12 protein-coding genes are annotated in these 13,074 nt (G+C 42.7%); all 12 read left to right on the top strand.

From position 1 onward, the window contains the following. Positions 1 to 13 precede the first annotated feature (13 nt). The 12 genes from G601_RS0117900 to G601_RS0117840 all read left to right on the top strand — a co-directional run bounded on the left by G601_RS0117900 (position 14) and on the right by G601_RS0117840 (position 13,067). On the top strand, positions 14 to 385 hold the full coding sequence (locus G601_RS0117900) for a NifB/NifX family molybdenum-iron cluster-binding protein (protein WP_026666135.1): 372 nt from the start codon (positions 14 to 16) through the stop codon (positions 383 to 385). Positions 386 to 452: 67 nt separating this feature from the next. Further along, positions 453 to 1,637: a MalY/PatB family protein gene (locus G601_RS0117895; RefSeq protein ID WP_026666134.1), complete on the top strand. Its 1,185-nt coding sequence runs from the start codon at positions 453 to 455 to the stop codon at positions 1,635 to 1,637. 69 nt (positions 1,638 to 1,706) lie between these two features. Next, positions 1,707 to 2,897 (top strand): trans-sulfuration enzyme family protein, encoded by a 1,191-nt coding sequence (locus G601_RS0117890; RefSeq protein WP_081673606.1) that lies wholly within the window; start codon positions 1,707 to 1,709, stop codon positions 2,895 to 2,897. 35 nt (positions 2,898 to 2,932) lie between these two features. Beyond that, positions 2,933 to 3,781 (top strand): nitrogenase iron protein, encoded by an 849-nt coding sequence (gene nifH, locus G601_RS0117885; RefSeq protein ID WP_026493263.1) that lies wholly within the window; start codon positions 2,933 to 2,935, stop codon positions 3,779 to 3,781. Between the two features lie 143 nt (positions 3,782 to 3,924). Further along, the gene (locus G601_RS0117875) at positions 3,925 to 4,395 is read left to right on the top strand and encodes a hypothetical protein (RefSeq protein ID WP_026666132.1); all 471 of its coding nucleotides are present in this window, start codon (positions 3,925 to 3,927) and stop codon (positions 4,393 to 4,395) included. Between the two features lie 113 nt (positions 4,396 to 4,508). Further along, positions 4,509 to 5,444 carry a cysteine synthase A gene (cysK, locus tag G601_RS0117870; RefSeq protein WP_026666131.1) on the top strand — a complete coding sequence of 312 codons (936 nt, stop codon included), beginning with the start codon at positions 4,509 to 4,511 and terminating at the stop codon, positions 5,442 to 5,444. Positions 5,445 to 5,552: 108 nt separating this feature from the next. Further along, complete coding sequence (locus G601_RS0117865) at positions 5,553 to 7,010, top strand: nitrogenase component 1 (RefSeq protein ID WP_026666130.1); 1,458 nt, start codon at positions 5,553 to 5,555, stop codon at positions 7,008 to 7,010. After that, positions 7,003 to 8,289 carry a nitrogenase component 1 gene (locus G601_RS0117860; protein WP_026666129.1) on the top strand — a complete coding sequence of 429 codons (1,287 nt, stop codon included), beginning with the start codon at positions 7,003 to 7,005 and terminating at the stop codon, positions 8,287 to 8,289. Before G601_RS0117865 ends, G601_RS0117860 begins: the two co-directional genes overlap by 8 nt. Before the next feature lie 61 nt (positions 8,290 to 8,350). After that, entirely contained in the window at positions 8,351 to 9,820 is a 1,470-nt protein-coding gene (locus tag G601_RS0117855) for a nitrogenase component 1 (RefSeq protein ID WP_026493268.1), read from the top strand. 20 nt (positions 9,821 to 9,840) lie between these two features. Continuing rightward, entirely contained in the window at positions 9,841 to 11,139 is a 1,299-nt protein-coding gene (locus tag G601_RS0117850; protein WP_026493269.1) for a nitrogenase component 1, read from the top strand. A 297-nt stretch (positions 11,140 to 11,436) separates the two neighbouring features. Continuing rightward, on the top strand, positions 11,437 to 12,372 hold the full coding sequence (locus G601_RS24010; RefSeq protein WP_051206014.1) for a transporter substrate-binding domain-containing protein: 936 nt from the start codon (positions 11,437 to 11,439) through the stop codon (positions 12,370 to 12,372). 5 nt (positions 12,373 to 12,377) lie between these two features. Beyond that, positions 12,378 to 13,067, top strand: coding sequence for an amino acid ABC transporter permease (locus G601_RS0117840; protein ID WP_026493270.1), 690 nt, complete (start codon positions 12,378 to 12,380; stop codon positions 13,065 to 13,067). The last annotated feature ends 7 nt before the right edge of the window (positions 13,068 to 13,074 follow it).

The raw sequence follows: 13,074 nt of genomic DNA, 5'->3' as shown, positions 1-13,074 counted from the left end.
GTGAGGTTCATCAATGGGAAACGCAGTATATCGCGTGGCAATTGCATCTACGGATAACAGATATGTTGATCAGCATTTTGGAAGAGCGGAGAGCTTTCTCATCGTAGATGTGGATAAGGACGGCAACTACGAAGAGATAGAGCAGAGATTTGTTATTCCTGTCTGCAACGGTGGAAGTCATGATAACGAAAAATTAAAAAAAGGCGTTGAAGCGCTTCTTGATTGCAACTTTGTACTTGCAGCGAAAATCGGACCGGGCGCTTCCTACGAGCTAAAGGATCACGGCATTGCATCCTTTGAAATGCCGGGAGAAGTCGGAGACTCGCTTTACAGGCTGGACGGATATATAAAACTGCTGGAAGAGATGGGCGGAGTACTGGCATAGAGATTTTGAAGACAGAGCATCTGCAAAATTTTGAAAACCGCGTACTGAAACATTGAGAGGTTGTTGTATGGGGAAATATGATTTTGACAAAGTAATCGACAGAAAAGGAACAGCCAGTCTGAAATTCGACTTTGGAATGCAGCGAATGGGCAGAACCGACCTGCTTCCACTGTGGGTTGCGGATATGGATTTTAAGCTTCCCGATGAAATCATAAGTGATCTCAGAAAGCGTGTAGATCATGGAATTTTCGGATATACGGATCCATGTGAAGAGTATCACGAAGCTGTATACAAATGGTTTAAGGATCGGCATGGTCTGGAGATTAAAAAGGACTGGACTACGGTTGTTCCGGGAGTGGTTTATTCCATTGCCATGGCAATAAAGGCTTATACATATGAGGGAGACAGCGTGATAATTCAGGAGCCTGTCTACTATCCCTTTAAGGAAACAATTCTTCTAAATAAAAGAAAGTGTATAAACAACCAGCTCGTAAACAGAGACGGACATTATGAAATCGATTTTGATGATTTTGAAAAGAAGGTAAAGGAAAACAATGTAAAGCTCTTCCTTCTGTGCAGTCCGCATAACCCTGTAGGAAGAGTGTGGAAAAAAGAGGAGCTGAAAAAGCTTGGTGATATCTGCCTTAAATACAATGTGATCATTTTTTCGGATGAGATACACGCGGACTTCATTTATCCGGGATATAAGCATATATCATTTCTAAAGCTTGGCGAGAAGTACATTAAAAATCTTGTGATTGGAACATCTCCCAGCAAGACCTTCAATATGGCAGGACTTCAGGTTGCTAATATCCTGATTCCGGATAAGACATTGAGAGATGCGTTCAGAAGAGAGAATGAAGCAGCCGGTTACAGTCAGCCCAATGCGATGGGACTTGCCGCTACAATATCCTGCTTCAGGAAGGGCGGAGAATGGGTTGATGAATTAAAAGAATATCTCACCGGGAACCTTGCATTCGTAAGAGATTACCTTGAGAAAAATCTTCCTGAGGTCAAGCTCATCGAACCTGAAGGGACATATCTTATATGGCTCGATTTTTCAGAGGTGACAGATGACTATCACGATTTAAAGCACCTCGTAGTTGATGAAGCAAAGCTCTGGCTGGACGGTGGAATAATCTTCGGAAAAGAGACAGCCCTGTTTGAAAGAATAAATATAGCAAGTCCGCGAGTTGTGATAAGGACAGCGCTTGATAGCCTGCACAGGGCTATAGAAGCAAGAAAAGAATAACAAAAAGACTGACCTAAGAAAACCACAGCAAGTAGTAGCCAATTAGGTCGAAGGTCGGAGGAGTAAGTTATGGATTGCAATGGATGCAATAAATGTACAGAAGTGCATTGCAGCATAGATACAAAGTGTCAGCAGCTGGACAGAAATCTTATGGATCAGTGGGGAGCCATAAGCTTTCCAATATATCAGACAGCTACCTTTGCGCATCCGGGTCTGGGGGAGAGCACCGGATACGACTACACAAGAATGCAGAATCCGACAAGAAAGCAGCTGGAATCGATAGTTGCATATCTTGAAAACGGAAAAGACGCAATGGCCTTTGCCAGTGGAATGGCAGCCATAGCAGCCGTCATGGAGCTGTTTAAGCCCGGAGATCATTTCATCATCGATTCGGATCTCTACGGCGGAAGCATAAGACTTTTCAACGAGATAAGTAAAAAAAATGGTCTTACATATTCAGCGGCCAATCTTAGCAGCGATGATGTGACACCTTTTATAAATGAAAATACAAAAGCGATATATCTTGAGACTCCGACCAATCCGATGATGAATGTAACGGATCTTGAAAAGCTTTCGAAGATAGCGAAGGAAAAGGGACTGCTTTTAATAGTTGATAACACCTTCCTTTCACCGTATTTTCAGAATCCACTGGATTTCGGAGCAGACATAGTTGTTCATTCGGGAACAAAATTCCTGGGAGGACATCACGACACGATAGGCGGTTTCCTTGTTGTAAAGGACGAGGAGCTGGATGAAAAACTGAGGTTTATCTATAAGACAACAGGCGCAGGGCTTAGCCCATTTGACAGCTGGCTGATTCTTAGAGGAATAAGAACGCTTGCGGTAAGACTTGAGAGAGCCCAGCAAAACGCTCTGGCCCTTGCAAAGTATTTACAGACAAACATGCATGTGACAAGGGTGATCTATCCCGGACTTCCGGAGCACCCAGGCTACGACATCATGAAAAAACAGGCAAGAGGCTTTGGTGCGATGGTTACCTTCGAAGTGGATTCGGTAGAGTTTGCACACTCAATACTAAACAACGTGCAGCTCATATATTTTGCGGAGAGCCTTGGAGGAACAGAGACACTTATAACCTATCCGGTGACACAGACGCATGCGGATGTTCCAAAGGACGTTCTTGAAAAGAACGGAATAAACGACAGAGTCTTAAGACTTTCAGTCGGAATAGAAGGAATTGCAGATCTTATCTGTGAGTTTAACAGAGTATTTGCGATAGCCGAAGAAGAAGCGAATTAAGAAAATTCAACATAAAGAAAGAGGAGATGAAAAAAATGGCAGAACTGAGACAAATTGCAATCTATGGAAAAGGTGGAATCGGTAAGTCCACAACAACACAGAACCTGACAGCAGGACTTGTTGAGCACGGGAAAAAAGTAATGGTTGTAGGATGCGACCCTAAGGCTGATTCAACAAGACTTTTACTTGGTGGTCTTGCACAGAAAACTGTTCTCGACACCATAAGAGAAGAGGGTGAGGATATTGAGCTTGGCAGAATCATGAAGGAAGGCTTTGGCGGAACAAAGTGCGTAGAGTCCGGCGGACCTGAGCCCGGTGTAGGATGCGCAGGACGCGGAATTATCACTTCAATAAATATGCTCGAGAACCTGGGAGCATATACAGATGATCTTGATTATGTATTCTATGACGTACTCGGCGATGTAGTTTGTGGTGGTTTTGCAATGCCTATTCGTGAAGGTAAGGCAAAGGAAATTTATATTGTAGCTTCCGGTGAGATGATGGCTCTCTATGCAGCTAACAACATCTCAAAGGGTATTCAGAGATATGCAAGAACAGGCGGAGTAAGACTTGGCGGTATCATCTGCAACTCAAGAAACGTTGACAGAGAGCTTGATCTTCTCAGAGCATTTTCAAAAGAGCTTGGCACTAAGCTTCTCTACTTCGTACCCCGTGACAACGTGGTTCAGCATGCTGAGATTAATAAGAAGACAGTTATTGAGTATAAGCCTGATTCAAACCAGGCACAGGAATACAGAAACCTGGCACAGGCAGTAATTGAAAATAAAGACTTCGTTATTCCTACTCCCATGACCCAGGAGAGACTTGAAGAGATCCTTCTCGAGTATGGCATGATGGAGCTTTCAGACGACTACAAGATCTGATATTTGTTCTGTAAAGGAGCTACACAGGTGGCGGGGAGACCTGAGAACAAGGGTAAGAAGATCGTTGTAATCTTCCCTGATACAGGACTTCGCTATCTGTCAACGAACCTGTTTAACGTATAAAAAGAGATCAAGGAGTTTATATGTCATATTTGATAGCGGTGGCATCATCGGACGATGTGAATATTGATCTGACTTTTGGAGCTGCCGAAGGCTTTTCAATATACGAGGTGCAGGGGACAACTTTTGAAAAGAAGGAATACAGAGCTGTTCCGGTCATAGCCGATGAAGGGGCCACAGAAAATAACGAGAACTCCGGCAGTCCGGAAGGCAATGGTGATTGCTCTATAAAGAGTGGAGATGCCTGCGGCTCCGGGAAAGGCTGCGGAGATGGCAAGGGCTGCGGACATGGAGGAGAACCGCTTCCCAAGGTGGAGCTTATAAGTGACTGCAGAAGCCTTGTCTGCAAAAAGATTGGTTTTCAGGCTCAGAAGCAGCTGGAGAAAAAGCAGATATCAAGCTTTGATGTAGCTTGCGGCGTTACGGATGCACTTACCAAGATAACAGCTTATTTCGACAAGATTGATAATCACAAGCCATTTAGTCATAAGTAAAAGCTATAACAATGAAAAGTAAAGCTTATGTCTGGCAATCGGAATTACTTAGTTTTACTATAAACTAAGGCATGATATTATCCTATTAACAAATTTGAAGGGAGATACGAAACATGGCACAGATTAAAGAAAGTTCACTGGAACTTATTGGTAACACACCTATTCTTAAACTTAATGGATACAGCAAGAAAGCAGGAGTAACAAACGCTACACTTCTTGCAAAGCTCGAGTATTTGAATCCTGCCGGATCAGTTAAGGACAGAATCGCCCTTGCTATGATCGAAGAGGCAGAGAAGAGCGGAAAGCTTAAGCCCGGAGCAACAATTATTGAGCCTACATCAGGTAACACAGGAATCGGACTTGCAGCTGTAGCAGCAGCAAAGGGGTACAAGGCGATCCTCACACTTCCTGACACAATGAGTGTTGAAAGAAGAAACCTCCTTAAAGCTTACGGCGCAGAGCTGGTGCTCACTGAGGGAGCTAAAGGAATGAAGGGAGCTATTGCAAAGGCCGAGGAACTCGAGAAGGAAATCGAGGGAGCAATCATCCTTGGACAGTTTGTGAATCCTGCAAATCCTGCTGCACACAAGGCTACTACAGGTCCTGAGATCTGGGAGCAGACAGACGGAAAGGTTGATGTATTTATCGCAGGTGTAGGTACAGGCGGAACAATCACAGGTGTAGGCGAATACTTAAAGGAAAAGAATCCTGACGTAAAGATAATCGCAGTTGAGCCCGCAACAAGCCCCGTTCTTTCAAAGGGAACAGCAGGTGCCCACAAGATTCAGGGTATCGGCGCAGGCTTTGTACCGGATGTTCTTGATACAAAGATTTTTGATGAAGTAATCGCGATCGAAAATGAGGATGCCTTTACAGAGGGCAGAAAATTCGCTCTTTCAGAAGGAATACTTGTTGGTATATCCTCAGGAGCAGCTCTTAAGGCAGCAACAATCATAGCAGAGAGAGAAGAGTACAAGGGCAAGAACATAGTTGTTCTTCTTCCTGACTCAGGTGACAGATACCTTTCAACACCTCTTTTTGCAAATTAAAAAGCGAGGTTAACCGACCGGACAACCGGAGGTTCACTGATAGCACGGAATCATTTGCCGTGTTATTGGTGGACCTTATTTTTTTATAAAAAAGTAGGAAGAGAACTTATGGCAGAAATTTATTCAGGTGTAAGAGAAAGTAAAAAAGGCAGAGTTAACGATTATGGCGGAACAGGAAAAAAGGCTGAGGAAAGCTTTAGAAAGGGTTGCCTGAAGAAAGCGGACAGAAGCTTTGCACAGGGACTTCAGTGCCAGCAGATAAACAGTATGGCTGCACTTATGTCATTGGAGGATGCAGTTTTCATAGCACATTCACCGCAAGGATGCATAGGCTGCACATCCCTGGCAGTTGATATGTACCGTGTAGGTCAGGCCCACAGAGGTGTTAAGCACATTAAGAATCCTCACATAATCGTAACGAATCTTGATCAGAAGAGTGTTATTTTCGGAGGAGAAAAAAAGCTTCGCGACTCAGTGAATAAGGCAATTGAACGCTATGATCCAAAGCTGATATTCGTCTTTGCATCCTGTGCATCGGGAGTTATCGGAGATGATATTGATGCGATCTGTGCTGACCTTCAAAAAGATGCGGAAAAAGCGATAATTGTACCGATACACTGTGAAGGCTTTAAATCCAAGATATGTGCTTCAGGTTTTGATGCTGCTTTTATAGCTATCGAAAAATATATTTTGTCAAAGGAAAAGGTAGCTAAGAAGGATAACCTTGTTAATCTTTTTGCACCTGTATCCATAAGCTATGCAGACCAGAAAGAGATGGAGCGAATGCTGGGGCTTCTGGGAATAGAGACAAACTATATTCCCTTTTACAGCTCACTTGAAAAGATAAGAAAGATACCTTCGGCAGCAGCCTCCACCTCCATCTGTAAGGTATTTGCGGATGAATTCATGAAGGAGCTGGAGACTGTATATGATATTCCATATTCACATACGGTTATGCCAATCGGACTTAGAAACACGGATAAGTGGTTCAGAGGAATTGCAAAAGTAATGGGAAAGGAGAAAGAGGCTGATGAAATCATTGAAAAAGAGCATGAGAGAATTACTCCGCTTGTTAAGAAAATTCGTGACAGATTACAGGGAAAACGAGTCTTTATATGCGGTGGCACAGGCAGAAGCTTCGCGGCAGCAGCTCTTATTGATGACTTCGGTATGGAACTAGTCGGCCTTGAAACTCCTACTTATGATGACGACGCCCAGGTGGATATTGAATATCTGAATGGCATTCACAAGGACTTTGTGGTTGATATAGCCAATATGCAACCCTTCGAACAGGTGAATCTGATTCAGAAAATTAAGCCGGATGTTTTTATCGGCGTTCCGGAATGGGCTGCCAAATTAGGATTACCGACAACTCATGTGCTTGATATGAAGAGACCTACCATGGGCTATGACGGATTGATTTTCCTTGGTAACAAGATAGCAGATCAGTTGGAAAATCCGGGCTTTAATAAGAAGTTGTCAAGGCATGTGAAGCTTCCTTACAAAGAAAGCTGGTACAGCGAAGATGCTTTCAAATATATCGTGGGAGGTGAGGCAAATGTCTGAAATACTAGAGAATCCACGAGGGGGATGTGTACTTGCAGGAATAAATTCAGTACTCGGCGCAATAAATAAAGTTTGTCCTATATTACACTCCGGCCCCGGATGCTGCATGCAGACATGTGCTGCTGAGCAGGGACAGTCAGGTAACAAGAGCTCAGCCTTTGTATCAAGTGTATCCATTCCTTCCACCAACATGCTGGAGAGAGAAGTAGTATTCGGAGGTTTGAATAAACTTCGAACAACCATACAAGGTGCAATTGACATCATGGATGCCGATGCATTCTTTGTTCTTACAGGATGTACTGCAGGAATCATCGGAGATGATATTGTTTCCGTGACAGAGGAATACAGGAAAAAGGGCTATAAGGTATACCCTATCGATACTCCGGGATTTGCAGGTGACAGCAATCTTGGTTATGAAGTCATATGGAACAATCTGATCGATCAGGTCATTAAAGAGAATGTTCCCAAAGATGACAAGCTTGTAAACGTATTCGGAATTGTTCCCTACCATGATCCTTTCTGGAGCGGAAACCTTGAGGAGATATCAAGAATTCTGACAGGACTTGGACTTAAGGTTAATACATTCTTCACAGGACATCAGGGAATAGAAACAATTGAAAACTGCTCAGGCGCGGCACTTAATATCATCATAAATCCATGGCTCTTTAAGGGACCTGCCGTAAAATTCGAGGAGAAGTTTGGAGTAAAAAGTGTCCGATATCCTGGACTCCCGATTGGAGCAACTGATACGGAACGCTTTGTAAGACTTGTTGCAGAGGCTCTTCACTTTGATACTAAGCTGGTGAATGATTTCCTTGAAAAAGAAGAGGATTACGTATACAGCTATCTTGCGCAGTCAATCGGAGCTCTTAGCTGGAAGCGATTCGCTGTAGTAGGAGATGCTTCGAGTGTATGCGGAATTACAAGATATCTTGCCAATGATTACAGCTTTACTCCCAAGCTTGCGGTTATTTCCGAGCCTGTATATGGGGATGAAAACAAGAACAGGATAATAAGTGAAATAACAGGTCTTGAATACGCACAGCCTCCGAAGGTTGTGTTTACAGCAGACCAGTATGAAATCAACAAGGCACTTTTGGAGGAAGAGGAGCTGACACTCATTGTGGGAAGCAGTAATGAGCGTGAAGCAGCATCCTTAAAGGAAGTGCAGTGTATAGCTGCGACATTCCCGTTAAAGGACAGACTGATTTTTAACAGGGCAATAGCAGGATACAGAGGAAGTCTTACACTCACAGAGGATCTTTATGACAATCTGTAAAGGGCGCTGGAATGCCGCATGAGCGGCATTCTTTCATATATTTACGAAGAGGAGATGAAAAATGGCTATCAATTTAAACAACTCCAATGTTGCTACCAGAGAAAACCGTATTGGTTCTATCACCGGTTACATTGGTTCTTTGAAGGATCTGGCAACTCAGAGTGAATGCGGAACACTTAAGGGATGTTCACGCTGCTTTTCACAGTCCAGTTCCTGTTTGTCAAGCTGTGCACTTGGACAGCTGTCAGCTATAAGAGATATAGCGATAATACATCACGGTCCTGCCGGATGTTCTGTGGCAGCAGCCGGAACCTACTACCTTGATAAGGTTATGGCAAAAAAGCGTGGTGTTACAAATAACACAGTTTATGTCGGTACAGACATGAATGAAAATGACACGATTTTCGGTTCGACAGAGCAGCTTAAGAAAATCGTCCTTGAGGTTAATAAGAGATACAGTCCCAAGGCTATTTTCGTTACAAGCTCATGTGCAACAGGTATTATCGGTGAGGATATTGATAGCGTTGTTGAGGATATACGCGATCAGATAGATGTACCTGTGGTAGCTGTGCACTGTGAGGGCTTTAAGTCCAGAATCTGGGCAACCGGTTTTGATATATCAGACCATGCAGTACTTCAGTCTATCGTGCAGCCTCCGAGAGAAGGCGTTAAATCCAATAAGATTAACTTCAAGAATTTCTATGAGAGTGCAAGACCGGAGATCATAGAGATGTTTAAAAACTTCGATCTTGAACCCACCTTCCTGTACTGCAATTCTACAGTTGAAGAATTATCACATCTGTCTGAGGCTCTGGCTACAACCTGTATATGCGGAACCCTGGGTAACTACCTTGGAAATGCCCTTGAAGAAAAGTATGGCGTTCCCTATATAAGATCAATAAATCAGTGCGGTATTGTGGGCTTTGAGACATGGCTCAGAGAAATCGGAAGAGTAACCGGAAGAAGCGAGAAGATTGAGAAATATCTCGAGGAGCAGCGTGCAATTTACCTTCCTAAGATTGAGGAAGTGAAGAAGCAGCTTAAGGGACTTAAGGCTGTTCTTGGAATGGGCCCCGGTTATACATTCGAGGTTTCACGAGTTCTTAATGAGCTTGGAATCGAAGTGGTTTGGGCTCTTGCATGGCACTATGATAAAAAATACGATAATGGAGATGTTCCGCCTTCAATGAAGTATCTTCTCGACAATGATATTGATTTTGAAGCAAGCGTATCCGATCAGCAGAACTATGAGGTTATGAATATCCTTAATAAATATCAGCCTGACCTCTACCTCTCAAGACACCCCGGTTCAACAGTATGGGCTATAAAGAATGGTACACCTGCTGTCTATGTTGCTGATGAGTATATGATTTTCGGATATAAGCATACATTGGATTTTGCTTATTCAATTCTGGATAGTATACAGAACAGAAGCTTTGAGAAGAATCTTGCAAAGAGAACAAAGCTTCCATACACAGACTGGTGGTACAAGCAGAACGTAGGTGAGTTCCTTGTTCATGACAAGGCATAAGAGTAGGAGGCTAAATAGTAATGGCAAAATTATTGGACAAGCAAAGATATAAATGTGCGCTTGCTGCAATGCAGACAGTGCAGGCAATAGACAGAGCTATACCGGTTCTTCATTCAGGTCCGGGATGCGCTCAGAAGCTTTCAGACGGTACAGGCAGCAGTGGATATTTTTCACCAAACATTTTTCCCTGTACAAGTATCAATGAGAAAGATGTTGTATTCGGTGGTGTAAAAAAGCTCCATTCTACAATAGACAACGCCCTCAAGGTAATCGACGCAGATATGTATGTCGTACTTACGGGATGTATTCCTGAAATTGTGGGAGATGATTCAGGCGAGGTTGTTTCCGAATTTGCAGATGCGGATAAGCCTGTTATATATGCGCCTACAGCAGGATTTAAGGGAAACAATTACAAGGGACATGAGCAGGTTATTGATGCTATCATCGATCAGTATCTTGAAAAGCCTGAGGCAAGACAGAAAGGTCTTGTTAATATCTGGGCTGATGTTCCGTATCAGGATCTGTTCTGGCTTGGTAATCTAAGAGAGCTGGAGAAGCTCCTTGAGGAAATCGGACTTACTCCCAATACTATATTTGGCTATAACAGAGGAATTGATAACATCAATAAGATCCCTTATGCTGAGTTTAACCTTCTGGTATCCCCCTGGGTTTCTCTTAAGAATGTCAAGAAGATGGAGAAAAAACTGGGAATTCCTTACCTTCACTATAAGACACTTCCTGTCGGAGCTTTTGAAACAAGTAAGTTCTTGAGAGAGGTAGGAAAGTATGCAAATGTCGACGAAAAGAAGGTTGAAGAAGTAATCACAGAGCATGAGAAATACTACTATTATCTGATTGAACGTTATGCAGATCTTTTCCTGGAAAACCGTGTAATCAACAAGCAGTTCTCTGTTGTGGCTGATGCACAGTATACACTTGGTATCACTAAGTTTTTGACAAACGATCTGGGACTTATCCCTGCAAAGCAGTTTATCGTGGATGATACACCCAAGGAATACAGAGAGGCTATTGCTGAGGAGTTCAAGAACCTGAATTACGGTCTTGAAGCTGAGGCGGTATTTGAGACTGACGGCTACAAGATCCATGAAGCCATAAAGGAGCATGATTACCATGGCTATCCGCTTATTCTCGGTGGATATTACGATAAGGAAATCACGGATGACCTTAAGGGTAACTTCCTTAACATCTCATGGCCTGTAAAGGACAAGATCGTATTTGATGATTTCATTGTGGGATATACCGGTGGGATCAGACTTATTGAGGATATTTATACTGTAGCGTCCCAGAGATTTAACTGATTTATAATGTTTATGCCCTGCCGAAAATGGCAGGGCTTTTGTTATGTAAAGACTTAGTTGGTGATCAGCTTATATGATAATGAATTCTTATTGCTAACCATAATAACTACTTAATTGTGCAATGCAGCGACCAAGAGTATAGTCTTCTTAACAACAAAACAAGTTGCTGACTGGACAACCGGAGGCGAATGACTACTATCATTGGGTAGCTCATTTTCCTTCGGTTTTTTCAGTTTACGGGAATAAATGGTCAGCAAAATTTAAGGTGCAGTATATAGCTGCAAGAAGGAGGAGAAAATGAAGAAATTACAGGCTATCAAATTTATTACCGCAGGAGCAGCTACAATGGCAATGATGGCTGCACTTACAGGATGCCAAAGCTCAGCAGGCACAGGAGCTCAGGCAGCAAATACCACTGAGACAGAAGCAAAGGATGAAGTAGAAGTAAAGGATGAAGTAGAAGTAAAGGATGAAGCAACTGCAACAAGCGATTCAGCAGACGGAGAGGTTAAGACAGTTATTGTAGGATCCGGAATCAATTACAACCCCTTCTGCTACCTTGACGAAAATGGTGAAGCAGTTGGATATGAGTACGACGTACTTGCCAAGATAGATGAGCTTCTTCCTCAGTATGAATTTGAATATCAGTCAATGGCCTTTGATCAGCTGGTACTTTCACTTGAGGCAGGAAAAATAGATATAGCGGCACATCAGTATGAATATACGGATGAAAGAGCAGAGAAGTATCTTTTCTCAGGTGAGACCTATACATCATACATTACATACCTTGCAGTACCTGTAGACAGCGATGTGGACAGCCTTGAAGATCTTGCAGGTCAGAAGATAAGAACCGGCGGAAGAACAAGCGCAACAACTCAGATACTTACAAAGTGGAATGAAGAGCATCCCGGACAGGAAGTTGAACTTGTAACAGCTGAATCAAGCTCTGATGAAGAGGCCGCAGCAGCAATTAAGTCAGGCGCTGCAGCAGCAACTGTTCTTAAGAAGAGTGATGTAATAAAGCTTAATACTAACTTCAGTGATGACGGAAAAGACTTCATTAAATCAGTCGGAGAGCCTATAAACAATTCAAAGACCTACTATCTGTATCGCAAGGATGAGACAGAGCTTCAGGAAGCTATAGACGGTGCACTTAAGCAGCTTAAGGAAGACGGAACTCTTTCAGAGCTTGCTATCAAGTGGGTAGGATACGACGTAACTGAAGAGGAATAATGACTATGGGAAATTATTTTAGTATTGATAGATTTATAAATGTATTTCCTAAAATAATTTCAAATATATCGGTTAATTTCCATATAGTGTTTTGGTCAATGCTTTTTGGCACGATATTAGCAGTCTTGGTTGCAGTCTTAAGGCTTAAGAAAATTCCGGTAATAAGTCAGATTATAAGTGTTTATATCTCGTTCATGAGAGGAACGCCACTTCTGGTTCAGATGATGATCGCATTTTACGGGATTCCACTTTTGCTAGGATCACTTTTCCTGAATGTGTTTGGAATAAACCTGAATAGGATAGAACCGGTAATATTTGTGGAAATCGCGATTATATTGAATGAAGGAGCATTCCTCGGTGAAATATTCAGAGGGGCCATAACCTCTGTACCTTCCATTCAAACAGAAGCCGGATATTCAATTGGGATGACAGGAGCGCAAACTTTTAGCCGAATTGTGCTCCCCCAGGCTTTTAAGGTTGCACTGCCTCATTACGGTGTGGATCTGGTCGGAGTGTTTCAGAATACATCATTGGTATTTACACTCGGCGTAGTAGATGTTTTGGGAAAAGCAAAAACACTTGGTGCGGCTACAGGGCACACTTTGGAAGGATATATAGCAGCGACACTTGTTTATATTACCTTCAGTTTAATTTTGAAGGGTGCTTTTTTACTACTTGAGAAAAAACTGAAGTAAAGGGGAA

This window comes from Butyrivibrio sp. FC2001, assembly GCF_000424125.1.
In the GTDB taxonomy this organism is placed as follows: Bacteria; Bacillota; Clostridia; order Lachnospirales; family Lachnospiraceae; genus Butyrivibrio.
Note: the sequence above shows the minus strand (reverse complement) of the source record. Positions and strands in the feature narration are given on the sequence as shown.